General features: G+C 62.2%; 23 protein-coding genes. 13 read left to right on the top strand and 10 right to left on the bottom strand.

Features of this window, described 5'->3' with window-relative positions; all coding sequences use genetic code 11:
- Positions 1-33: 33 nt before the first annotated feature.
- The 9 genes from ASD94_RS22750 to ASD94_RS22790 form a co-directional block, all read right to left on the bottom strand.
- Positions 34-831: a hypothetical protein gene (locus tag ASD94_RS22750; RefSeq protein ID WP_056648237.1), complete on the bottom strand. Its 798-nt coding sequence runs from the start codon at positions 829-831 to the stop codon at positions 34-36.
- The gene (gene flhF, locus ASD94_RS22755; RefSeq protein WP_056648240.1) at positions 824-2320 is read right to left on the bottom strand and encodes a flagellar biosynthesis protein FlhF; all 1497 of its coding nucleotides are present in this window, start codon (positions 2318-2320) and stop codon (positions 824-826) included. The genes ASD94_RS22750 and flhF overlap by 8 nt, the downstream gene beginning before the upstream one ends.
- Positions 2317-4398 (bottom strand): flagellar biosynthesis protein FlhA, encoded by a 2082-nt coding sequence (gene flhA / locus ASD94_RS22760; protein WP_056648243.1) that lies wholly within the window; start codon positions 4396-4398, stop codon positions 2317-2319. The genes flhF and flhA overlap by 4 nt, the downstream gene beginning before the upstream one ends.
- The gene (locus tag ASD94_RS22765; RefSeq protein ID WP_056648246.1) at positions 4395-5549 is read right to left on the bottom strand and encodes a flagellar biosynthesis protein FlhB; all 1155 of its coding nucleotides are present in this window, start codon (positions 5547-5549) and stop codon (positions 4395-4397) included. The genes flhA and ASD94_RS22765 overlap by 4 nt, the downstream gene beginning before the upstream one ends.
- A 223-nt stretch (positions 5550-5772) precedes the next feature.
- Positions 5773-6390 carry a protein phosphatase CheZ gene (locus tag ASD94_RS22770; protein WP_056648248.1) on the bottom strand — a complete coding sequence of 206 codons (618 nt, stop codon included), beginning with the start codon at positions 6388-6390 and terminating at the stop codon, positions 5773-5775.
- A 4-nt stretch (positions 6391-6394) separates the two neighbouring features.
- Complete coding sequence (gene cheY, locus ASD94_RS22775) at positions 6395-6781, bottom strand: chemotaxis response regulator CheY (protein ID WP_010466076.1); 387 nt, start codon at positions 6779-6781, stop codon at positions 6395-6397.
- A gap of 72 nt (positions 6782-6853) precedes the next feature.
- Positions 6854-7786: a flagellar motor protein MotB gene (gene motB, locus ASD94_RS22780; RefSeq protein WP_056648251.1), complete on the bottom strand. Its 933-nt coding sequence runs from the start codon at positions 7784-7786 to the stop codon at positions 6854-6856.
- Positions 7787-7828: 42 nt separating this feature from the next.
- Positions 7829-8689: a flagellar motor stator protein MotA gene (gene motA, locus ASD94_RS22785; protein WP_056648254.1), complete on the bottom strand. Its 861-nt coding sequence runs from the start codon at positions 8687-8689 to the stop codon at positions 7829-7831.
- A gap of 275 nt (positions 8690-8964) precedes the next feature.
- Positions 8965-10443, bottom strand: coding sequence for a flagellin (locus ASD94_RS22790; RefSeq protein WP_056648257.1), 1479 nt, complete (start codon positions 10441-10443; stop codon positions 8965-8967).
- Positions 10444-10768: 325 nt separating this feature from the next.
- On the opposite strand from ASD94_RS22790, the gene ASD94_RS22795 reads away from it, so the two are divergent.
- From ASD94_RS22795 to ASD94_RS22810, 4 genes are all read left to right on the top strand, one after another.
- Complete coding sequence (locus ASD94_RS22795) at positions 10769-12208, top strand: flagellin (RefSeq protein ID WP_056648260.1); 1440 nt, start codon at positions 10769-10771, stop codon at positions 12206-12208.
- 225 nt (positions 12209-12433) lie between these two features.
- Positions 12434-13876, top strand: a complete 1443-nt coding sequence (gene fliD, locus ASD94_RS22800) for a flagellar filament capping protein FliD (protein ID WP_056648267.1) — start codon at positions 12434-12436, stop codon at positions 13874-13876.
- 63 nt (positions 13877-13939) lie between these two features.
- Positions 13940-14389: a flagellar export chaperone FliS gene (gene fliS, locus ASD94_RS22805; RefSeq protein WP_056648272.1), complete on the top strand. Its 450-nt coding sequence runs from the start codon at positions 13940-13942 to the stop codon at positions 14387-14389.
- A gap of 2 nt (positions 14390-14391) precedes the next feature.
- Entirely contained in the window at positions 14392-14691 is a 300-nt protein-coding gene (locus ASD94_RS22810; protein WP_007860919.1) for a flagellar protein FliT, read from the top strand.
- A 324-nt stretch (positions 14692-15015) separates the two neighbouring features.
- Here the strand turns inward: ASD94_RS22810 and fliE are convergent, their stop codons facing one another.
- Entirely contained in the window at positions 15016-15327 is a 312-nt protein-coding gene (gene fliE, locus ASD94_RS22815) for a flagellar hook-basal body complex protein FliE (RefSeq protein WP_056648275.1), read from the bottom strand.
- A gap of 175 nt (positions 15328-15502) precedes the next feature.
- Between fliE and fliF the strand changes: the two genes are divergently transcribed.
- From fliF to fliN, 9 genes are all read left to right on the top strand, one after another.
- On the top strand, positions 15503-17197 hold the full coding sequence (fliF, locus tag ASD94_RS22820; protein WP_056648401.1) for a flagellar basal-body MS-ring/collar protein FliF: 1695 nt from the start codon (positions 15503-15505) through the stop codon (positions 17195-17197).
- Between the two features lie 30 nt (positions 17198-17227).
- Entirely contained in the window at positions 17228-18223 is a 996-nt protein-coding gene (fliG, locus tag ASD94_RS22825) for a flagellar motor switch protein FliG (protein ID WP_056648278.1), read from the top strand.
- Positions 18210-18944, top strand: a complete 735-nt coding sequence (locus ASD94_RS22830) for a flagellar assembly protein FliH (RefSeq protein ID WP_056648404.1) — start codon at positions 18210-18212, stop codon at positions 18942-18944. The genes fliG and ASD94_RS22830 overlap by 14 nt, the downstream gene beginning before the upstream one ends.
- Positions 18934-20328, top strand: a complete 1395-nt coding sequence (gene fliI, locus ASD94_RS22835; RefSeq protein ID WP_056648281.1) for a flagellar protein export ATPase FliI — start codon at positions 18934-18936, stop codon at positions 20326-20328. Before ASD94_RS22830 ends, fliI begins: the two co-directional genes overlap by 11 nt.
- Positions 20329-20349: 21 nt before the next feature.
- Positions 20350-20799 (top strand): flagellar export protein FliJ, encoded by a 450-nt coding sequence (locus tag ASD94_RS22840; RefSeq protein WP_056648286.1) that lies wholly within the window; start codon positions 20350-20352, stop codon positions 20797-20799.
- Between the two features lie 2 nt (positions 20800-20801).
- Complete coding sequence (locus ASD94_RS24155; RefSeq protein WP_235510748.1) at positions 20802-22139, top strand: flagellar hook-length control protein FliK; 1338 nt, start codon at positions 20802-20804, stop codon at positions 22137-22139.
- Between the two features lie 194 nt (positions 22140-22333).
- A complete protein-coding gene (fliL, locus tag ASD94_RS22850) occupies positions 22334-22927 on the top strand; it encodes a flagellar basal body-associated protein FliL (RefSeq protein ID WP_056648290.1) in 594 nt (197 codons plus the stop codon).
- Between the two features lie 22 nt (positions 22928-22949).
- Positions 22950-23954: a flagellar motor switch protein FliM gene (gene fliM / locus ASD94_RS22855; protein WP_056065744.1), complete on the top strand. Its 1005-nt coding sequence runs from the start codon at positions 22950-22952 to the stop codon at positions 23952-23954.
- Positions 23944-24384 carry a flagellar motor switch protein FliN gene (gene fliN, locus ASD94_RS22860; RefSeq protein WP_056648293.1) on the top strand — a complete coding sequence of 147 codons (441 nt, stop codon included), beginning with the start codon at positions 23944-23946 and terminating at the stop codon, positions 24382-24384. The genes fliM and fliN overlap by 11 nt, the downstream gene beginning before the upstream one ends.
- The last annotated feature ends 6 nt before the right edge of the window (positions 24385-24390 follow it).

Here is a 24390-nt window from a genome sequence, read left to right on the forward strand (position 1 = left end):
CGTGGGTACGTAGAGATGCATCACAGGCGCTGTTCAATGGCTCCGCACAAAATGCGCAGGCATGCCTGCCAGGTTGCTGGTGGGCAGCGCAGCCAGCGCTCCGTTCATAGTGCCCGCATTTTCCAGCAGTTGCAAGGCCAGGCGCTGTAGCTCCTGGGGGCTCTGCGTGGCAATGGTGGTGGTCCGTATGGGGCCGCCCAGATGGCGCTCGGCACAGGCCTGCAGCGTCATCAACTGGGACTGGGCCTTGCGGCGTTCAGCGGCCGTGTTGTTGTGCAGCAAAGCCGCCACCATGCACGGCAACCCGGTGTGCAGTGCAATCTGCTTGAGGCTCTTGTAGCTGGTCATCACGCCCGCTGCGCCGCTGCCCATGACCACCAGTGGCACCGTGGCCGTGTGGGTAAGGAGGGGCCCCAGGGTGGAGGCGGGGGCGTGAATCACCATCAGGCCGTAGGTTCTGAAGTAGGGCAGCAGGCTCTCCATGGGCGAGCGTGTGTCGCCGCTTGCCTTGCGGCTCAGGTGCTGCAGCCCCTTGGCCGCCGGAATCACGGCGAGCGAAGAGGCCGTGGCGCCCAGGTTGAGGCTGGCACCGTCGTTCCATGTGGCATGTTGCAGCAGGTGCAGCAGCCCGGGGCTGTCGTCGGATTCCTGCGCCGTTCCGTCAAGCACCACCACCGGATAGCCCAGCCGCTGCAGGCTCGCACAGATCTGCCACAGCGTTTCCAGTCCGTTCGCCGTGTTGCCCTGGCTGGCGACCGCCAGCAACCGCAGCTCCGCCTGCGGAGTGAGGCTGTGCAGACTCGCGGCTTGGTGAAAACCCAGATCAAGCATCGACCAGCCCCCCCTCCGTCACCGTGTCGGGAGAGTGCGAGAAAAAGAAGTTCAGGTCCGTGGCCTTGGGATCGAACGCCGACTTGGCCGGCGCACGCATGGACGCGCTGATGAGCTGGTGCGCGTTGGCACGTTCCCAGTCCTCGGGTACGCGCTGGCCGTTGGTCACGCCGCGCAGCACCATCTGGTGGCGGATCAGTGCATCGATGGCGGGGCCCAGCTTCACGGCTTCGTCCACCTTGGACAGGATGGCTTGCTGCGATCCGTCGGTTTTGAAGGCGGTCAGCACGTCGTCCAGCGTGTCGCCGTGGCAGCCCGCATTGAGCACCAGCAGACGGTTCACGTTGGGCAGGTCCAGCACGTCCAGCATGTCGCGCTTGCGCGGGTCGCGGGGTGCCACACCGGTGGTGTCGATCAGTACCATCTTCTTGCCGCTGAGCAGGCCCAGTAGGTCTTGCAGGGCAGCGCGGTCGTGCGCCAGGTGGGCCACGATGCCCAGCATGCGGCCATAGGTGCGCAACTGGTCGTGGGCGCCCACGCGGTAGGTGTCGAGTGTGATCAGGCCCACGCTGCCAGGGCCGTGGATGCGTGCGCACATCGCTGCCAGCTTGGCGGTGGTGGTGGTCTTGCCCACACCGGTGGAGCCGACCATGGCGAAGATGCCGCCCTGTTCGTAGAGGGGTGGATCGGTCTGGTCGGTCTTGAGGTTGCGCTCCAGCACCTCCATCAGCCAGCGCACCGATTCGCCGGCCGACAAGTCTTCCGGCATGCGTTCGAGCACAGCACGGGCCAGCGACGGGGAGTACCCGGCACGGATCATCTTGAGCATCAGGTTGGACTGGATCGGGTTCTGGCGCGCTTGACCCAGCCAGGCCAGCGTGTTGAAGCGGTCTTCGATCAGTTCCTTCATCGCGTGCAGTTCGTTCATCACGCTCTGCTGATTGTTCGACTGGATCAGGTGGGCGCTGGGGGCCTCTTGCCGACGGCGCGGTGGCTCGGGCGGGATGTCCATCGGGATGGTGCGCAGCGGGTTGTGGCGTGCCACGGAAGGCGCGGGCATGCGCTCGCGTTCGGGCTCCTGGTCGCGGCTGCGTTCAGACAGTGTCTGGGGCTCCGACGGGCCGTTCAGTGCCTCGTGGCGGCGGCGCAGCATGCGTTCGCGCACATAGTCCTGGAACGACAGGGTGCTCATGGCCAGCTGCTCGGTGTCTTCCTCGACCGGGTTGCGGCCCAGGCCCGACGCCGCTGCCGGCTGGCTGGCGCGTTGTAGGGCGCTGCGCGCGGTGCTGGGCGCCAGCAGGGGCGCGTTGGAAGAGGCCATGGGCGCACCACCGTCCAGGGCTGACAGTGTGTCCTCGGCCGTGGCCACCACTTCGACGCCGTTGGCCGTGGGGCGGTTGGACAGGATCAGCGTGCCGTCGCCAAAGGCCATGCGCGCCTTGGCCAGAGCCTCCCGGGAGGTGGGGGCGGTAAAGCGTTTGATGTTCATGCTGATGCACCTTTAAGGATCGGCCCAATACGGATGGTGTGGGTCTCTGGAATTTCACTGTGTGCCAGCACCTGCAGGCGGGGCGCTACGCGGCGCACCAGGCGGGAGATGGCATTGCGGATCTGGTCGGGAACCAGCAGGCAGGCGGGCAGGCCCATCTCTTCCTGCTTGAGGGCCACTTCGGCGGCCTTCTGTGTGAGGATGTCGGCCACGCCCGGGTCCAGCGCGGGCCCGGCGGTGTTGCCCAGGGCTTGCACCAGCAGGCGCTCCAGGCCGGGCTCGATGGCAATGACGTTGAGCTCGCGGGTGGGGCCGTAGATCTGTTGCACGATGGCGGGCGAGAGCGCGATCCGCACGCGGCGGGCCAGCTCGACGGGGTCCGAGACACCACCGGCATGCTCGGCCAGCGTTTCGATGATGGTGCGGATATCGCGGATGTGCACAGACTCTTCCAGCAGCAGCTGGAGGACTTTCTGGAACGTTGCGATGGAGACCATTTTCGGAACCACTTCTTCGATGAGCTTGGGGGCCAGCTTGGCCACGTGTTCCACCAGCTGCTGCGTTTCGGTGCGGCTGAGGAGCTTGGCGGCTTGCACTTGCATCAAGTGTGACAAATGGGTGGCCATCACGGTTTCGGAATCAACGACGGTAAAACCCGCCATTTGTGCGGCTTCCTTTTGCCGGTCGTCGATCCAGTGTGCTGGCAGACCAAAGGCGGGGTCGGTGGTGGCCGTGCCGATCAGTGGTGTGGTGATGCCGCCGGGGTTGATGGCCAGGAACATGCCGGGGAAGGCCTCGCCTTCGCCCACCACCACGCCACGCAGCGTGATGCGGTAACCGCTGGGCTTGAGTTCGAGGTTGTCGCGCACGTGCACGGCAGGGGGAAGGAAACCCACTTCCTGCGCAAACTTACGGCGCACGCCCTTGATGCGGGTGAGCAGATCGCCCTGGCGGCTCTTGTCCACCAGGCTGATGAGGCGGTAGCCCAGCTCCAGGCCCAGCAGGTCCACGGGCTGCAGGTCGTCCCACGTGGCCTCGCCATCGGTGACGGGTGGGGGTGGAGCTTCGACCACGGGTGGCACCTTCTGCCGTTCGTACAGCACCCAGGCGCCGTAGCCCAGCAGGCTGCCCATGGTCAGGAACACGACATGCGGCATGCCGGGGATCAGGCCCAGCAGGATCAGGATACCGGCCGTGACACCCAGCACGCGGGGCGACATGAACAGCTGCTGCACGATCTGGCGGCCCATGTCATGGTCCTTGCCCACGCGCGAGATCACCATGGCAGCCGCCACCGAGATCAGCAGGCCCGGAATCTGCGCCACCAGCGCATCGCCAATGGCCAGCAGGATGTAGCTGTCTGCGGCTTGCTTGGCCGACAGGTCGTGCTGCAACACACCAATGGCAAAGCCGCCAATGATGTTGATGAGCAGGATCAGGATGCCCGCGACGGCGTCGCCGCGCACGAACTTGGAGGCGCCGTCCATGGAGCCGAAGAAGTTGGCTTCTTCTGCCACTTCTGCGCGACGACGCTTGGCTTCTTTTTCGTCGATCAGGCCGGCGTTAAGGTCGGCGTCCACCGCCATCTGCTTGCCGGGCATGGCGTCCAGGGTGAAGCGGGCCGACACTTCGGCAATGCGCTCCGCGCCCTTGGTGATCACCACGAAGTTGATCACCACGAGGATCGCAAACACGATCAGACCAACGGCGAAGTTGCCGCCGATCAGGAAGTGGCCGAAAGCCTCGATCACTGCACCCGCTGCACCCGGGCCCTGGTGGCCTTCGAGCAGCACCACACGCGTAGAGGCCACGTTCAGCGACAGGCGCATCAGCGTGGTCAGCAGCAGCACCGAAGGGAAGGCCGCGAAGTCCAGCGGACGCAGCATGTACGCCGCCACCATCATCACCATCAGCGCGACGGCGATGTTGAGCGTGAAAAATGCATCCAGCAGCCAGGGCGGAATTGGCAGCACCATCAGCGCCAGAATCGCCACCACCAGCAGCGGTGCCGACAGGCCCTGCAGGGCGCTGGCATTGGTGCCCGCCCATTGCTGCAATGACTTTACGGAGGTGTTCATACGGCAGCACCTTGCACCGTGGTGCGGTTCAGCGGATCGAGTTCAGGCGGCACGAAAGGCTCTACCAGGCTGTCGGGCATGCGGCCTTCGCCACGCAGCGCGGCCTTCAGGCGGTACACATAGGCGAGCACCTGGGCCACGGCGGTGTAGAGCGTGGCGGGGATGGCCTGGTCCAGCTCGGCATGGGCATACAGTGCGCGGGCCAGCATGGGCGACTGCAGCACGGGCACGTTGTGCTCCTTGGCCACGTCGCGGATCTTCATGGCGATGAGGTCGGTGCCGCGCGAGATGACCTGGGGCGCGCTCATGGTCTTCTCGTCGTATTTGAGGGCCACCGCATAGTGGGTGGGGTTCATCACCACAAAATCGGCCTTGGGCACGGCGCCCACGCTGGCGCGATCGGCGATCTCGCGCTGCTTCTGGCGGATGCGGCCCTTGGTGTGGGGGTTGCCGTCCGATTCCTTGTGCTCCTGCTTGACTTCCTCGTGCGACATCTTCAGTCGCTCCTTGAAGAAGTACGCCTGCAAGGGCACGTCCACCAGCGCCGCCAGGAACACGACCAGCAGCAACAGGCTCATGCCCGAGGTCAGCCAGTCGGCAATCTGGCGAATGGCCATGGGTGAGGGCTGCAGCACCAGCATGGCGACGGTTTCGATGCTGTTGCCCAGGAACTTCCAGGCCACATAGGTCAGGATGGCCGTCATCAGCACCATCTTGGCCACGTTGGCCATCTGCTGCTTGGAAAACAAGTTGGCCAGCCCCGAGATCGGGTTGAGGCGGCTGAACTGGGGGGTGATGGGCTTGGCGCTGAGGATCCAGCCGCCCGCTCCGATGGCGCTGATCAGGGCCGCCGCGCTGGTCAGCGTGGCGAACACCGTGCTGGCGATCACGCCCACGATGACCATGTCCTGCAGCCGCGACAGCATGGTGCCCGGCGCCATCACCGTGGCCGCATTGAACGCCAGCTGCTGGCTCATGGCCCACTGCATGCGGTCCATCAGCTGCGGGGCCAGCAACAGCATGCATGCAGCGCCCGCGCCCAGAATGGCCAGGTGCGACAGATCGCGCGAGCGCGCCCCCTGGCCGTCTTCGCGCGCTTTTTGCAGCTTGCGCTCTGACGCGGGGAGGCTTTTTTCTTGGCTGGATTCCATGGTGGCATGACGGCTGGTGTCATGCCATTGTCGTGAGCGACCTGGAAATCTAAAGGCTGATAAGGGGGCTGCAGCCCCCTCTTTTCGGTAGTGCCCGGGGTGCTTTCAGTGGAGGGGCTTCACCTGGGCTGCACCTTATACCCTCACCCTGGTACTTCAAAAATGATAGCGCTCCGCGCATGCTGCATTAGCACTTGAAGCCAAAAATGCTGAAATTTCAGGGTCAGAAGCCCAAGCTGGCCAGCAAATCGTCCACCTGTGACTGGTCGGTGACCACGTCGGGGGTGTTCTCCGGGTCCACGACGGGACCTTGCAGATGCGCAGCGCGAGCGGGTTCGGTGGTGACCTGAGCGTTGGGAGGGGCCGTCTGGATGAGCAGTTGCACCAGCTGCTCTTCGATGGTGGCCGCCAGATTCACCACGCGCGCAATCACCTGGCCGGTGAGGTCGTGAAAATCCTGCGCCATCATGATTTCCGTGAGGTGCGTGTCTGCCTCTTTGGTCACGCGCTCCACGTCGGTCAGGAAGTTGAAGATCTCGCCCTTGGCCACGGCAGCCACCGGGTCGGCCACCAGCGAGGTGACAACCCGCCGCGTTTCCGTCGCGATGTAGTCGTGCTGGGCCTTGGCCTGTTCGACGCGGTTGAGCACCTTTTCGGCGGCTTCCCCGGTCAAGCGCGCGATGTAGGACAGTCGGCTCTGGGCGTCCGGCAACTCGCCCATCGAGCCGCGCAGCTTGTCGGCATAACCCAGTTCGTTGAGGGAATCGTGAAGCTGGCGCGTCAGCAGGCCGATCTTGTGGTGAACATCGGCAGGCTGGCTGTTGTCCGGTGTGTCGTCCATGGTGTCATAGCCCCATCTTCTTCAGAATCAAGGTCACCTTCTCTTCCAGAGTCGCCTTGGTGAAGGGTTTGACGATGTAACCCGCTGCGCCGCCCTGCGCGGCGGCAACGATATCTTCCTTGCGGGCTTCGGCAGTCACCATCAGGACGGGCAGGTGCTTGAGCTTGTCGTCCTTCTTGATCTCGGCCAGCAGCTGGAAGCCGTTCATGTTGGGCATGTTGATGTCGGTTACCACAAAGTCAAACTTGCTGTTGCGCAGCTTGTTGAGTGCAGCGACGCCGTCCTCGGCTTCATCGGCGTCAGCAAACCCGCTCTCTTTGAGCAGATTGCGAACGATGCGTCGCATGGTGGAGAAGTCGTCAACGATCAAAAAACGAAGGGCTGTGGTCACTTGGGACCCTTTCAGTCGAGATTTACTGTAAGCATTGTCATGGGCGGCAGGTTTGGTGACAAGTCGTAACCGTTACCTGCTTGGGGGGGGATTTTCCCGCTTTTCCGTCAACAGTTCTGTGGATGTGATTTCGGGGATCCCTTTGCCCATGAGCCGTTCTTCGGCCTCGCGGGTCAACACCGTGATGGTGATGCGCCGGTTGGAGGGAGAGCGTGGGTTCTTGGGATCCAGCAGGTCGCTGGCAGCCAAGCCCACCACGCGGCCCAGTTTAGCGTCTGGCATGCCGGCAGACACCAGCTCCCGCCGCGAGGCGTTGGCGCGGTCTGCCGACAGCTCCCAGTTGCTGTACCCCTTTTCGCTGTTGCCATAGGGCACGGCGTCGGTGTGGCCCGCGAGGCTGATGCGGTTTTCGACGCCTCCCAGGGCGGCGCCGATTTCGCGCAGGATGTCCCGCATGTAGGGTTTTACCAACGCACTGCCGCTGTCGAACATGGGGCGGTTCTGGTCGTCGATGATCTGGATCTGCAGGCCGTCGGGCGTGATGTCGATGCGGATCTGCGATTTGTACTCGTTCAGGCGCGGGTTTTCGGTGATCAGTGCATCAATCTTGGCCTCCAGGGCCTTGATGCGTTCCTGGTCCTGCTTGGCGCGTTCTGCCCGCGCTGCATCGATGCTCATGCGGCGCTGCTTGGCCTCTTCCACGTCGGAGCGGCGCACCTGACCATGCACCTTGGCCAGATCGTTGCCACCACCCGGAATCACGCTGGAGCTGTTGCCAGCACCATCCCCGCCCGTCATCGCCACCTTGAGCGGTGACGAAAAATAGGCGGCAATGCCCTGCAGCTCGCCCTTGGCCGTGGACCCCAGCAGCCACATCAGCAGGAAAAACGCCATCATGGCCGTCACGAAGTCGGCGTACGCGATCTTCCAGGCACCGCCATGCACCGCATGGCCGCCTTTCTTGATGCGCTTGATGATGATGGGCTGGAGTTTCTTTTCTGCCATGGTGCTGGGGCGTGGCGAGGCCGGTGTGCTGGCTGCGAAGGCTTACTTTTTGCCCTTTACATGCCCTTCCAGTTCCGTGAAGCTGGGGCGAACGTTGGAGAAGAGCACCTTGCGGCCAAACTCAATGGCCGTGGCGGGGTTGTACCCCTGCATGCTGGCCAGCAGGGTGGACTTGATGCATTGCAGCTCCTTGGCGGCGTCCTCGGTCTTTTGCTCGACCAGACCGCCCAGGGGTTCCACCACACCGTAGGCCAGCAAAATGCCCAGGAACGTGCCCACCAGCGCCGAACCGATCATGCCCCCCAGCACCGAAGGCGGCTGGCCCACCGAGCCCATGGTGTTCACCACCCCCAGCACGGCGGCCACGATACCGAAGGCGGGCAGGGCGCCCGCCAGGCGCGCGAGGGCCGCGACGGGGGCATGGGCCTCCTGGTGGTGGGTGTCGATCTCGCTGTCCATCAGCGCCTCGATCTCGTGGGAGTTGAGGTTGCCCGACACCATCATGCGCAGGTAGTCGGTGGTGAACTCGATCACATGGTGGTCGCTACCCACCGTGGGGTATTTCTTGAATATCTCGGATTCGTGGGGCGCTTCGACATCCTTTTCAATCGCCATCAGCCCCTCCTTGCGGGCTTTCTGCAGGATGTCATAGAGCATGGCCATCAGCTCCATATAGCGCTCCTTGGTGTACTTGGAGCCCTTGAGCGCCATCGGAAGGGCCGCCAGGGTGGCCTTGATCACCTTGGGCTGGTTGTTCACCACAAACGCACCCAGGGCGCCACCCAGGATGGTGACGATCTCAAAGGGCAGTGCCTTGAGAATCACGCTGATATTGCCCCCGTGCATGATGTAAACACCGAAGATGCAGCCGAGGCAGACGACGTAACCGATGATGACGAACATGCTGTGTGCGGTATGAGATACGGCTAATGGAGAGGCGCTGCCGACAGTGCGCCTGCAGAAGGAACATCAGGGCGCGAGCGCATTGTTCTTAAATGTATCGGATTGCAGTAGCCGGGGCCAAGGACCGAATGACTGTAGGGGCTCGACAGTTCACTCATGCTAGCGCATGGCACGGGCAGGTGGTTCAAAAAAAAGAGGCCAAATTGGCCTCTTATGCTCTGTGGGTGGGCTATGGCTGCTCATTTGTTTGAGGCGCCGGCTTGTCCACTTGGCGCTTAACCCTTCAAAAGTGCCAATACGCCCTGGGGAATCTGATTGGCCTGGGCCACCATCGCGGTACCGGCCTGCTGCAGGATCTGGGCACGCGACAGGTTGGCAGTTTCAGCGGCAAAGTCGGCATCCTGAATGCGGCTGCGCGAGGCGGACATGTTTTCGGAGGACAGTTGCAGGTTTGAGATGGTGGTCTCGAATCTGGCTTGCAAGGCGCCAAAACTCGCTCGCTGACCGTTTACCGCCGCCAGAGCCGAATCGATGATCTTCAGTGCCTTGGTCGAACCGTCGACCGTTGAAACGTCGATTACGTTCACTGCATTGAGCGTGGATGCAGTTGCCGTCACCGGGGGGGTGCCAGTCAGGTTGGTGATGGCAAACCCCTTGTCGGAACTCATCTCCAGATAGCCGGTGGCTGTTGCAAAGCCGCCTGCGGGTGCGGCGGCAACACCCGCAACAAACGTGGGAGTGCCTGTAGACGCCGAGGTTGCTGCGTCATAGGCTCCCACTGCAATAGTGTTGCCCGCCAATGAGTTGTTTTGAATCTGGATATTTGCACCCGACTCATTGATGAGCACAACACCATCGCCTGCGTCGTTGAGTTTCGCCGTGATGCCGGTTTGTGACGATACGTCGTTGAATCCCTTGATGGCCTCTGCAAGCCCGCCTGCGGTGGCGCCGGCAGCTGAGACGCTGAATGTCACGTTAGCGGCTGTCGTGTTATCTCCCTTGACTGCCAGCGAGTAAGAGCCACCTGCTACGAAGGTTGTCAGGTTGACCTGGTTGCGTGCCGATGCGGAGACGCCGGTGGACTCAGACAAAGCATTGATCTTGGCCGCAGCAGTAGCCATCGTGTCAGCGGCTGTGAGAGTCACTGTTTTCGTTTGCAGCCCGGCGACGTCAAAGGTGCCTGTCAGGGCGGTTGGTGCCGCTGCCGCCGTGACAACGACGGGTGCCGATTGCTTGAGCTGTGCGCCATACGTCGTGGTGCGGAAATTGCCTGTGGTGGCCGTGATGGTCTGGTTGGCATTGGCTCCCACCTGGAAGGTGGCGGAACCGAACGAGCCATCGAGCAGCTTCTGGCCGTTGAACTCCGTGGTCACAGAGATGCGGTCCAGCTCTGACAGCAACTGGCCCACCTCGGCCTGGATCGCCTTGCGGTCGCCGGCGGAATTGGATGCATTGGCGGACTGTACGGACAATTCGCGCACACGCTGCAAAATGTTGCTGGCTCCCGCCAACGCGCCTTCCGCGACCTGGGCCAGGGAAATGCCGTCGTTGGCATTGCGCACGGCTTGGTTCAGGCCGCGAATCTGGGTGGTAAAGCGCTCCGAAATGGCCAAGCCGGCAGCGTCATCTTTCGCGCTGTTGATGCGCAGGCCCGACGACAGGCGCTGGATGGACGTGCTGAGCGATGACTGGCTCATGCCCAGATTGCGCTGGGCGGTCAGGGAACTGACGTTGGTGTTGATAGTGGCTGCCATGGATATGCTCCTTGAAGGCTTGAAAAACCAAATCTGCGCCGGTAGAAGCCCCACCGTCCGGCAGACAAGACGGGAACGATGGCTGAATTGTGAAAGTGCGGCGCCCGGCGCAGTGGCGCGATAAAGCGCACAAAAACCCTGCAACTTGTGCGTTTCGCCCTAAAGTTTTCGCCGCTGCGTCCGAAAACATTTGCAACGGGACGTAAATGCCCGCCGTTCATCAGAAGGCCATGTCGGCGCTGTGAACCGTATGGCCGGGTGCCTTGCCTGGCACCAGGTTGGCGGCAACGCCATATTCAGTCAGTTCTTTTCAGGAGATTTGCAAATGGCAGCTACCATCAACACCAACGTCGCCTCTTTGACCGCCCAGCGTAATCTGGGCATGAGCCAGGCATCGCTGAACACGTCCATCCAGCGCCTGTCGTCGGGCCTGCGCATCAACAGCGCGAAAGATGACGCTGCAGGCTTGGCCATTTCCGAGCGTTTCACCTCTCAGATTCGCGGCCTCAACCAGGCTGTGCGCAATGCCAATGACGGCATCTCTTTGGCGCAAACAGCTGAAGGAGCGCTCAAGGCTTCTGGCGATATCCTGCAGCGTGTGCGCGAACTGTCGGTTCAGTCCGCCAACGCTACCAACTCCGCTGGTGACCGCAAGGCGATCCAGGCTGAAGTGGGTCAACTGCTCTCCGAACTGGATCGTATTTCCACCACGACGGAGTTCAACGGCCAGAAGCTGCTCGACGGTTCGTTCGGCTCCGCCACTTTCCAGGTGGGTGCCAATGCCAACCAGACCATCACGGCCACCACAGGCAATTTCCGCACCACGACCTACGGCGCTCAGCTGAAGGCCTCCGCCAGCGTCCCAGCAGCAGCTGCAGCACCCGCTGCGGCCGCCGCGACCGTTATCGTGAATGGTTTGCAGAGCAAGACGGTGAACGTTGATGCGGCTGACACTGCCGCCAAGATCGCCGCGTCGGTCAACGCCGCAGCCGAAACTACCGGCGTGACGGCTTCGGCGCGCAACCTGTCCGAGTTCAAGATCACCACCGCAGGTGCCGTGTCGCTGGCCATCAAGGGCGACAACACCACGACCGCCGCCAACATCACCTTCAGTGCCACCACGGCGACCGATCTGGGCGAAGCCGTCAAGGCATTCAACGATGTGGCATCGCAGACGGGCATCACTGCCAAGCTCAATAGCGCTGGCGATGGCATTTTGCTGACCAACGACGCAGGCTCGGACATCAATATCGTCAACAATTCGACGGTGGCCGTGACAACCCTGGCATCGCAAGACGCGACGGCCGCGACCCTGACCTTCTCTGCTGCACAGTCGATGGCAGTTGCTGGTGGCACGGCCAATTCGCGCGGCACGGTGGAGTTCAGCTCCGACAAGGGTTTTTCTCTGGGCGGAACATCTGCTTACGTGGCGGCTGGCGCCTCGACCCTGAAATCTGTCAACACCATCGACGTGTCCACGGTCGACGGATCGACCAAGGCCCTGAAGATCATTGATTCCGCTCTCTCCGCCGTCAATGGCCAGCGCGCGAGCTTCGGTGCTCTGCAATCGCGCTTCGAGACTACCGTGAACAATCTGCAAAGCACGTCGGAGAACATGTCTGCTTCGCGCGGTCGCATTCAGGATGCCGACTTTGCAGCAGAAACCGCCAACCTGTCGCGCTCGCAGATCCTGCAGCAGGCTGGCACGGCGATGGTGGCCCAGGCCAACCAGTTGCCGCAAGGCGTGCTGGCCCTGCTGCGCTGATCGATCTTCGGCCGCAGGCTAACCAGATGGGGTAGGTTCTTTGAACAAGCCCTTTCTCTCTCAAAGCGGAGGCGATTTGGTCGCCTCCGCTTTCCGCTTTTTGCCAATCGCGCGGCAACGCGGTAGATTGATGCGTTTCTTGGGGGCTTATCGGCGGGATGCAATGGGCCAAAGGCTCGGATAATTTCTGGCGATTCAGCCCGATACGGATTCAGGAGGTGAGATATGGCTAGCTTTTCATCCATAGGCATTGGCCTCGGCGGCAACGTTGATGTCAATGGCTTGATCAAGGCGTCGGTGGATGCTGTCAAGGCTCCTATCACCAAGACCGGTGGTTTGAGCCAGCAGGCGGCCATCACCAATGCGAAGGTGTCCGCCTTCGGGCAATTCAAATCCCTGGTTTCAACGCTGGCCGATGCGGCCAGCAAGTTAGGTAGCGTCACCGGCTGGAACGGCGTGAGCGCTACCTCGGCCAAGCCAGAAGCCGTGACGGTCTCTGCCGTCGGCGGTGCTGTGGCGACGTCATTCAATGTGCAGGTTCAAAATCTGGCAAAGGCCCAGTCGTCCATTTCTGTGGCACTGTCGCCCGTCAGTCAAGCGGTGGGCGCAGGGACCCTGTCCTTCGAGGTAGGTAAGTGGTCTGGCGAGCCCAAGGTCTTTACGATGGGGAGCGCGGGAGCGGTCAATGTCGAAGTCAGTGCCACGGATACGTTGGCCGACATCGCAAGCAAGATCAATGGATCAAAAGCGGGCGTGACGGCCACCGTTCTGAGCGACGCTTCGGGTGAACGGCTGATGTTGCGCAGCAAGACCACGGGTGAGGATGCGGGATACCGCATGAGTGCAGTGGATGCAGACGGCAATTTGGCAGATGGGGCCGGTTTGTCGCGATTGGTCCAAGGAGGCACGACGGAGTACGCAGCAAACGCCAATGCAACTGTCAATGGCGTGCCTGTCACTTCTGCAAGCAACGCTTTTGCCAATACCGTTGCGGGCGTGACTTTCACGGCTGTGCAGGTCACCACGGGTGATGTGGCTGTGACCGTGAGCAAGGATAACTCTGCCGTCAAGACGAACATTAACGCGTTTGTGAGCGCATACAACGCCATCAATCAGGCGTTGAATGACATCACCAAGTATGACCAGGGCACCAAAACGGGGGGGTTGCTGCAGGGGGACAGTGCTGCCGTGACCTTGCAAAATACATTACGCATGGCGCTCCAGTCCGTGAATAGCAGCGGCGTGTTTCGCAATCTGTCTGCCGTGGGTGTCGTCTCGGAAGGCGGGCTCGGCAACGTAACGCCCACGGGCAACCTGACGCTTGATGCGACCAAGTTCAACAAAGCCATGGAAAGTCCTGACGAAGTCAAGGCGTTCTTCCGCGGCACCGAGGGTGGAAACGGAGAAGACGGCTTTGCCGGGAAATTCAAGTCCGTGACGACCAAACTGCTAGCGACCGATGGCTTCTTTGCGAGCAAGGCAAAAATCTACGAGCAATCTCTCAAACTCAACGCCAAGGATGTAGAGACGATCAATGATCGTGCGGATCGTTTGGAAAAGAGCCTGACGGCGCGCTATACCGCTCTCGATACAAAGATGTCGAGTTTGAATGCGCTTAACGCATACATCTCGCAGCAAGTGACGGCCTGGAACAAGTCGTCGGGCTGATATGGCTTTAGTTTTTCTGGCAGTGGCCGATAACTTTAATAACACATTGCAAGGATTGCCAGCATGTTCAGCGCCTACAGCCCCCGTGCAGCCAACGCTTACCAGCGCATCAACGTAGAGACCAGCATGCACACGATCGACCAGCACCAGCTGGTCAGCTTGCTGTATGAAGGTGTTCTCAACTCCATTGCCACGGCCCGAGGCGCCATGGCGCGTGGTGATGTGCCGGGCAAGGTCAATGCCATTTCCAAGACCATACGGATCCTTGAAGAAGGTCTGAGCACCTCGCTCGACAAGGTGGATGGTGGTGAGCTAGCCCAAAACCTTGGCGCTCTTTACGACTATTGCATCCACCGTCTGATCCTGGCCAACGCCCGCAACGACGATGCCATGATGCAAGAAGTCATGCGCCTGATCGAGCCCGTGGCAACGGGATGGAATGAAATCAAGAAGTCGGGTGCAGGTGCTGTCGAAGCACCCGTCTCGGGCCAGCCAGTGCTGGTGGAGGCCTGACCATGTCCCACATGCTGATTGACTATTACAAGGCGATTGAAGACAGCAGCGCCAAGATGTTGGAGGCTGCCAAGCTCAAGGATTGGGACGGTGTGGTGCGTTACGAGGGCGCTTGTGCCGTGTTGATCGAGCAGTTGCGCTTCAAGTCCCAAGAGCACGAGTTGCTGCCCGAGCACCGCCGTGAAAAGACCCGCATCATGCAGCGCATATTGCGAAACGATGCGCAGATCCGCTGCCTGGCCGAGCCTTGGCTCGCGCAGTTTGAGCATTTGTTCGAGGGTCAGCCCCAGATGATGCATTGAGTGCGTGCTGCGCGGCACGCACAAGCTGTTGCGAGGCAGTGGCCTGACCGTCGAAGGGGGCGTCTATAGGGGTTGAGTGGCTTGTGGGGTGCTGGCCTAGTAGCCAGGCGGTGCCAACCGCACGCTCTTAAGGCGCGCAGCGCTGAACACAGGGGGCAATTTCGGTCTACAAACGCTCAAATCTCAGGGGTTTGAGCCAAATTCGCACCAAGCGCTAGTGCGATATGCCTTTGTTGCTATCAAAAATATAGTTTCTTGTGTTGGCGCAGCGTGATGCCACACAGTTGCCGGTTGAGAGGCGAGGGCTCACTGCCCCGCTCATCGTCACACCTGCATGTTCATGATGTCTGTGTACGCCTGCACCATGCGGTTGCGTACATGCAGAGTGGCCTGAAAGCCGATTTGCGCTTTCTGGATGGCCACCATGGTCTCCTCCAGGCTCACGGAGGGGTTTTCCATTTGCACCTCCTTTTGCATGTCGGACGATTTGTTCTGTGCGGCGCTCACAGATTGCAGTGCGCCCTTGAGTGCGCCGGAGAAACCGACTTCATTGCCCGTGGTTTGCGGCGCTGCGGCACGGCGCGCGACGCCAGCGCCCGTCAGTGGGGCGGTTGAGCTGGAGATGCGAAGGTCCATGGCGGTATCCGTAGGGGAATGGCGGTATGCTGCGTATCCTAGCTACCGGCCCAACATGCATCGCGCTGAATAGATGGACAAACGGACGGCTTATCCAGCGAACATTTTGGGGGCGTGACCGAATAATCGACCCCACGCTAGGTCTGTTGCAGGGCCTGCTTTAATGGAAAGCAAGATGTCTGCTGTTGCTGAAGTCCCTCTCAATCCGCTCCCGACGCCGGCCAGCCCCAATTGGCTACAGCGGCTGTCCGCCCTCGACCGGGCGCAGCGCATGCGGCTGGGTGCGGGCGTGGCGCTGCTGGTGGCTGCAGCCGTTGCGGCCATCGTGATGGGGCGCCAGCCTGACTACCGGGTGCTGTTTTCCAATCTGGGTGACAAGGATGGCGGGGCTGTGGTGGCCCAGTTGTCCCAGATGAATGTGCCCTACAAGTATTCGGAGGGCGGCGGCGCCATCCTGATCCCTGCGGAGCGGGTGCACGATGTGCGCCTCCGGTTGGCCACTCAGGGCTTGCCCAAGGGCTCCGTAGCGGGTTTCGAGCTGATGGAGTCCAGCAAGTTCGGGATGACGCAGTTCCAGGAGCGCCTGAACTTCCAGCGCGGGTTGGAGGGTGAACTCACCCGTTCCATCCAAGCCCTGTCGTCGGTGCAAAGCGCCCGTGTGCATCTGGCCTTGCCCAACCAGAATGGATTTTTCCGTGAGCAGCAAAAGCCCTCGGCCTCGGTGCTGGTGAGTCTGCACCCCGGCCGCATTCTGGACCGCGCCCAGCTCGCGGGCATCGTGCACCTGGTGGCTTCCAGCGTGCCTGAGCTGGCGCCGTCGGCCGTGAGCGTGCTGGACGACACGGGCAAGCTGCTCTCTCAGTCGCCCGACAGCACGGCCGGTGCTGAAATCAATGCCCAGCAGCTCTTGTATGTGCAGCAGCTGGAGCAACAGTATTCGCGCCGCATCATGGACATCCTGGAGCCTGTGGTCGGCCGCGACAACGTCAAGGCCCAGGTCACGGCTGAGGTGGATTTCTCGCAGACCGAGTCCACCTCCGAGCAATTCCGCCCCAACCAGACACCGGACTCCAGTGCTGTGCGCAGTCAGCAAGTGCTGGAAAGCCGTGGCAGTGCGACCAAGACCGCCACGGGTGTGCCGGGCGCTGTCGCCAACCAGCCTCCTGCTCCCTCCGCAGCGCCCATCAACGGTGCCAACCCCGCGCCCAATGCGGGCGGGCAGCAGGGCACCGAAGAGCAGTCCAACAAGCGCGAGTCCACCACCAACTACGAAGTGGACAAGACGGTGAAGGTGGTCCGTGGAAGCACGGGCGCCGTCAAGCGGCTGAGCGCTGCGGTGGTGGTCAACTACCAGTCGGCTGAAGACAAGGGCAAGACCGTGACCAAGGCGCTCACGCCCGAGCAGATCGAGCAGATGACGGCGCTGGTGCGCGAGACCATTGGCTTCAACCGTGAACGTGGCGACTCGGTGAACCTGATGAACACACCGTTCCAGGTCACTGCTGTGCCCGCTACCGATACCCCGCTGTGGAAGCAGCCTGAGGTGGTGGACCTGGCCAAGACCTTTGCCTGGCCGGTCGGCGCGGTTCTGTTTGCCGCTCTGGTGCTGATGGGGCTGGTGCGTCCCGCACTCAAGGGCGCGGCGCCTGTCAAGGCGGGTGGCGCCAAGTCGGTGGCTGGCGGTCAGCTGGATGCACTGGAAGCAGAGACCCCCGAGCGTCCGGCATTGGCGGCACCCGTCCGCAAGGACGAAGTGTTGCCAGCGACCCCCGAGCAGCTGCGCCTGGAAGACGCGCGCACGCTGGCCAAGGAAAACCCGGTCGCGGTCGCCAATATTCTCAAGACCTGGCTGAACGGCGACCCCGTTTAGTAGCCGATACCGATTGCACGGACGACAACCATGGACGACCAAGGACTCCACGACGCCGCCATCATGCTGATGTCCCTCGGCGAGGAAGAGGCCGCCGAGGTGTTCAAGCATTTCTCGCCCAAAGAGGTGCAGAAGCTGGGCGAAACCATCGCGCGCATGCGCTCGGTGTCGCGCGAGAAGGTGGACGAGGTCATCAACAAGTTCTCCAACGCAGCCGCGGCGCAGAGCCTGCTGGTGTCCGACACAGGTAACTATGTGCGCGCCGTGCTCAAGCGTGCCCTCGGCGACGACAAGGCCGGGCTGCTGATTGACCGGATCTTGCAAGGTGGCGATGTCTCGGGCATCGAGAGCCTCAAGTGGATGGACCCGCTGTCGGTGGCCGAGCTGTTGCGCAACGAGCACCCGCAGATCGTCGCCGCCATCCTGGTGCACTTGGACAGCGACCAGGCTTCGGGCATCCTGATGCACCTGACGGACCGCCAGCGCAGCGAGATCCTGCTGCGCGTGGCCACCCTCGAAGGTATCCAGCCCACGGCCCTCAAGGACCTGAACGAGGTGTTGTTCAAGGTCCTGGCGGGTGGCGACAAGATCCGCAAGAGCTCTCTGGGCGGCGTCAAGGCGGCCGCAGAAATCATCAACATGCTGGGCGGCAACATGGATGCCGTGGTGCTCGAGTCCATTCGTGGCTACGACCCTGACCTGGCCCAGAAGATCATGGACAAGATGTTCGTGTTCGAAGACGTGCTCAAACTCGACGACAAGGCCATTCAGACGGTGCTCAAGGAAGTGGCTTCGGAAACCCTCATCGTGGCCCTCAAGGGTGCGGTGCCCGAACTGCGCGAGAAATTTCTGTCCAACATGTCTTCACGTGCCGCAGAAGCGCTGCGTGAGGACCTCGAGTCGCGTGGTCCGATGCGGCTGTCCGAGGTGGAGGCGCAGCAGAAGGAAATCCTCAAGACGGTGCGCCGCCTGTCCGACGAAGGCCAGATCGTGATCGGAGGCGGTGGTGATGATGCCTTCGTCTAACCAGCGGTCCTATTCGCGCTTCATTCCCAGCGAGGAGGTCGGCGACTTCAAGCAGTGGAAGTTTGCCGCAGTGGATGGCTCCGACCTGGTGGAGCCGGAGCCTGAACCGGAGCCTGTGGCAGAACTGCCGGTTGAGCTGGACGAAGCGGCACAGCAAGCGCTGGTCCAGCAGGCCTGCGACGATGCCTATGCAGAGGGTTTTGCCCAGGGGCAGGCACAGACCGCGCTGGAATGGCAGCGCCGCATGGATGAATACATTGCCCTGCAGGGACAAGAGGCGGCCCAGCGCCTGCAGGGCGTGTTGCAGACCCTCGACGCCAGCCTGATCGACATGCAGCAGCAGATGGCGCAGCAGGTGCTGGAACTGGCGTGCGACATCGCGCGCCAGGTGGTACGCCAGGAGCTGTCGGTCAACCCCAATGCCTTGCTGCCTGTGGTGCGGGAGGCTGTGGGCATGCTGGTGAACGAGGGGCGTCCTGCCACGGTGCGGCTCAATCCGGTGGACATGGAGGCCATGGCCGAACCCCTGCGGGAAGAGATCAATGCGCCCGGTGTGCAATGGATGGCCGATGGCACCGTGCCTGCTGGCGGCTGCCTGGTGGAGTCGGCGGGCGCGGTCGTGGATGGCAGCATCGACAAGCGCTGGCAGCGCGCGATCGCGTCGTTGGGGTTGCAGTCTCCCTGGGACGATGGGGATCGCGGAGATGGCGATGACCGTTGAAACCCCCACCGCCTGGGACCGCTTCATGGACGACGCGCGCGAGCGAGTTGCAGAAGGCGCGCCGCTGGAGACGCGCGGTACGCTCACTCGCCTGACGGGTCTGGTGCTGGAGGCGGTAGGTATCCGCGTGCCCGTGGGTTCGCAATGCATGGTGCAAATGCCCGGACATGCGCCAGTGTTGGCTGAGGTCGTCGGATTCTCTGCCGACCGCGCGTTCCTGATGCCTGCGGGCGATATCCACGGGTTGTCCAGTGGCGCCAGCGTGGTGCCGGCTGTGCCCTATATCCCTATGCCTCGCCTGGGAGAGCCTGCTCGACCGGTGCAGCGCGCTGGTGTGCTGCGTTTGCCCATGGGTGACGGGTTGCTGGGGCGCGTGGTGGATGCCCAGGGCCTTCCTCTTGACCACGGAGGACCTGTGCAGGATGTGGTGTCCGAACCCATGGGCCGGCGCCAGATCAACGCCATGGACCGCGACCCGGTGCGCGAGCCTCTGGATACCGGCGTGCGCGCCATCAATGCCTTGCTGACCGTGGGGCGCGGTCAGCGCCTGGGGTTGTTTGCGGGCTCTGGCGTGGGCAAGAGTGTGCTGCTGGGCATGATGGCCCGCTACACCCGTGCCGACGTGATTGTGGTGGGGCTCATTGGCGAGCGGGGACGCGAAGTCAAAGAGTTTGTGGAAGACATCCTGGGCGAGGAAGGCCGTGCGCGGTCAGTGGTGGTGGCTGCACCTGCCGACGCGCCGCCCCTGCTGCGCATGCAGGGGGCGGCCTATGCCACTGCGGTGGCAGAGCATTTCCGCGACAAGGGCCAGCATGTGCTGTTGCTTATGGACTCGCTCACCCGCTACGCAATGGCGCAGCGGGAAATAGCTCTGGCCATCGGCGAGCCGCCTGCGACCAAGGGGTATCCGCCATCGTGTTTTGCCAAGTTGCCACAGCTGGTCGAACGCAGTGGCAATGGTCTGCATGGGGTGGGCTCCATCACCGCGTTCTATACGGTGCTGTCGGAAGGCGATGACCAGCAGGACCCGATCGCGGACGCAGCGCGTGCCATTCTGGACGGCCACATTGTGCTGTCGCGCGCCTTGGCGGAGACTGGGCATTTCCCGGCCATCGACATCGAGCAATCGGCATCGCGGGTCATGCACAACGTGGTGTCGCGCGGGCACTTTGATCTGGCGCGGCGGTTTCGTGCGGTGTATTCGCGCTATCAGAAGAGCCGTGATCTGGTGCAGGTGGGGGCTTACATGAGCGGTTCCGACCCCGCGCTGGATGAGGCGATCCGTTTGCAGCCGCAGATGGCGGGTTTTCTGCAGCAGGACATGTTCGAGGCAGCCTCCATGGACCACAGCGTCGGCGCAATGGCGGCGGTGCTGGACCATTGAGGGCGGAACAGGTAAGTCTTCATGTCCAGTCTCAACGCCCTGTCTGTCGCCGTTGAAGTGGCCTCCCGCAAGCGGGACGAGGCCCGTCAAGTGCTGCAGGACACCTTGGCTGCAGAGCAGGCGGCACGCGCTCAACTCGATCAGCTCCAGGACTATGCCCGTGAAACCGAGTCCCGCTGGGGCATGAAGGCCAACACCGCCGTGCAACCCGAAGTGATGTACCACCACTATCACTTCATGGACCGGCTGGGTCATGCGGCCGGCATCCAGACCGGGGTGGTGGGTGACCATTCAGCGCGGGTGCAGGCTGCGCAGCGTGCTTTGCTGGATGCAGAGCTACGTTTGGCCAGTCTGCGCAAGGTGGTGGACAAGCGGCGCAATGACCTCGCGCTGCAACAACTGCGCAGGGACCAGAAGCAGACCGATGAACGCGCCGCGCTGCAGTACCGCACCGCGGGCCAGGAGAATTGAATATGGAACCGACCAAAGTAGCTTCCTCGCAAGGGACCCAGCCCGCGCACGCGGCCCGCGCCAAATCGCCGTCCCAGTCGGCTGCAGATGCTGGCGACCCGACCGCCGCAGGCGGATTCTTGGCGCTGCTGGCGGCGTTGGGGGACGGGGCGGACGGTGAGATCTCGGGCGATACCGTGATCTCTTCGGCCGAAAACGGCGCTGATCCTGCCTCGTTGGCTGCGGCAGATGCTTCAGCGATGGCTGCATGGCAGGGGTTACTTGCACCGATGCAAAGCCTGAACGAGCCCGGTGGGGCCAATGGGCAGACAGGCTTGGGGACGTCTCAACTTGCCAGTTCAGGTTTGGGAGGAATCACGGCGGTGGCGCAGCCGGGTTCGCAAGGCAATGCGCTCAATGACCTGCTGCTGGGGGGTATTCCCCAGGGTTTGGTTGCTGAGACTGCGAAGCTGGATGCCTCTGCTGACCTCAGGGAAGAGCCTTCGCAAGGAGCATTGGCTGCATTGGGGCGCACATTCTCGCGTTTGCAGAGTGCCAGCGCTCAACGAGCAGGTGGCGCGGGTATGGCCGATGCAGCGCTGGGTTCAGCCACCGTGCGGGACTCTGCAGCGCATTCCAGCGCGATTCATGGCGGCTCGGTAGCGTTGGCGTCCTCCGCGGGAGAACGGGCGTTCTCCGGGTTGCCCGTAGGCTCTGTGGTCGAGCGATCAGGCGTTGCCCATTCCAGTCCCACTGGGGCCGAGGGCGGGACGCCCATCCCTGACGGTTTGTTGGCGGCTGCTGCCTCAGCGCGCGCGACAGAGGCCTCGGCTGGTGGACGTTCGCATGAAGATGGCGCGGGCGGTGGCGCATGGTCTGAAGGTGCATCGGGCGCTTCGCCTGTGGAGTCGGGTAATTTCACTGATGCAACGACATTGACCGACCCTGCCGCCCTCGGCACAGAAGAACAGGTTGCCGAGCAGGTCGCCTACTGGGTGAATCAGAAGACCCAGAACGCGGAGTTGACCCTGCAGCGGGATGGCCAGCCTGTGGAGGTATCCGTGTCTCTGTCGGGCAATGAGGCGCATGTGTCATTCCGCAGCGACCAGCCGCAGACGCGGGAGCTGCTCGACCAAAGCATGGCGCAGCTGAGCGATCTGTTGCGCAGCGAGGGATTGGTGCTGTCCGGCATGTCCGTGGGTACATCGGCACGTGACAGTGGAGGGGGCCGGGAGACCGATCAGCAGCGCCCCCGTGAGGGAGTGCGCCAGGCACAGGTAGTGTCTGCAGTGCCTGGGGGCACGGCCTCGCTGGCGCGCAGCGGTGGGGCGGCAGATCGCGCCGTGGACGTCTTCGTCTGATTTGATGGGGGCGTGGACAGGCTGCGGTTTGACTTGTCTCGCCCGGCTGCGCAGATGAGCGCGGCGAATGCCATGGTTTTGGGCTTTTATTCTGGCTATTATTGGTTGCACCCCCGTCCAATAATGAGCTACCCGGTTGTGCTTGCACTTTGATAGCGCTTGCACAGCAGCTCCCTACCGCAAGGAATTCCATCGTGTCAGCCAATACTCCCGCAGCAGCGGCGCCCGCCAAAAGCAAAAAGATGCTGTTGATCATCATCGGCGTGGTGGTGGCCGTGCTGGTGATCGGAGGGGGGGCTGCAGCGTGGTTCATCTCCAGCCGATCGCACGCCGCTGAGGATGAGGAGGGCGGCGCCCCTGCGGCACACAAGGAGGCTCCAAAAGTTGCCCCTACCTTTCTGCCCATGGAAAACATGGTGGTCAACCTGGCCGATCCTGGCGGGGACCGTTTTGCGCAGATTGGCATCACCCTGGAGCTGGAAGACGCCAAAACGTCTGACCAAGTCAAGCAATATCTGCCTTCGATCCGTAGCGGCATCCTGATGCTGGTGTCGCAGCGCACGTCCACCGAGCTGCTGCAGCGCGAGGGCAAGGAGAAGCTGGCCACCGACATCTTGCGCGAGGTCTCGCGGCCTCTGGGCTACTCGGTGCCGTCAGAGCGTGAGCGTGCAAAGGCTGCAGCCGCCGCCGAGCAGGACGGAGATGCCGAGGAGCGTCCCGCCGCGCGCAAGCGCACGGAGCGCAATCCGGTGCGCAGGGTGCTCTTCTCGAGCTTCATCATCCAATGAGCCCGCCGGGTAAGGAGCAGCCATGAGTGATTCATTTCTTTCGCAGGAAGAGGTCGATGCCCTTCTGGAAGGGGTCACTGGTGAAAGCCAGAAGTCGGTCGAAGAGGTGGCCGAGGCGGGCTCGGTCCGCAACTACGACATCTCCAGCCAGGAACGCATCGTCCGTGGCCGCATGCCGACGATGGAAATCGTCAATGAGCGGTTTGCGCGCAACTTCCGCATCGGGCTGTTCAATTTCATCCGCCGCAGCCCCGAGATTTCGGTGGGGACCGTGTCGGTGCAACGCTACAGCGCTTTCCTGCGGGAGCTGGCGGTGCCCACGAACTTCAACATCGTGGCGATTCGGCCCTTGCGCGGTAGCGGGCTCATCGTGTGCGAGCCTTCGCTGGTGTTCGGCATCATCGACACGCTTTACGGCGGGGTCGGCAAGTTCCAGACCCGCATTGAGGGCCGTGATTTTTCGCCCACGGAGCAGCGTGTCATCAACCGGTTGGTGGATGTGATCTGTGCGGAATACAAAAAGGCGTGGCAGGGCATCTATCCGCTGGAGCTGGAGTACCAGCGCTCGGAAATGCAACCCCAGTTTGCCAACATTGCCACGCCCAGCGAGATTGTGGTGTCCACGGCATTTCAGTTGGAAATTGGTGACCTTTCAGGCGCCATCCATATCTGCATGCCCTATGCAACGCTGGAGCCGATCCGCGATGTGCTGTATTCGTCCACCCAGGGAGATTCCATCGAGGTGGACCGCCGCTGGGTGAACGTGCTCAAGCGTGAAATTCAGTCTGCAGAAGTTACGCTGGTGGCGGAGCTGGCGAAAGCCGATGCCACCGTCGAGCAACTGCTGGCGATGAAGCCGGGTGACTTCATTGAACTGGACCGTGAGCCCCGTATCCGTGCGTCGATCGGAGGGGTTCCAATTTTTGAATGCCAGTATGGAACCCACAATTCCAAGTACGCCATTCGCATTGAAGAGTGTCTGCGTACTTCGGACATGAGCTGGCTGGGAGAGAAAAATGGCAACTGAAGAAGACAACAAGGACGCAGGCGCGGATGATCCGTTTGCGGGTTGGGCCGAGGCGCTGGAAGAGCAGAAGCGAACGGACGAAAAGCCGGCGGATGCAGAGCAGGGCGGGCCGCTGTCGGGAGAGCCTGTACGGCCGTTTTCTGGCGCTGCGGGCGGTGACTCCGTCAACGACATCAACATGGTGCTGGACATTCCAGTGCAACTGTCGGTGGAGTTGGGGCGCACCAAGGTACCTATCAAGTACATCCTGCAGCTGGCACAAGGCTCGGTGGTAGAGCTGGATGCGCTGGCAGGCGAACCCATGGATGTGCTGGTCAACGGCTACCTCATCGCACAAGGCGAGGTGGTGGTGGTCAACGACAAGTTCGGTATCCGCCTGACCGACGTGGTGACTCCGTCGGAGCGTTTACGCCGGGTCAGCCGTGGATAGTGGGAG

The organism is Acidovorax sp. Root70 (genome assembly GCF_001428225.1).
GTDB lineage: Bacteria > Pseudomonadota > Gammaproteobacteria > Burkholderiales > Burkholderiaceae_C > Acidovorax.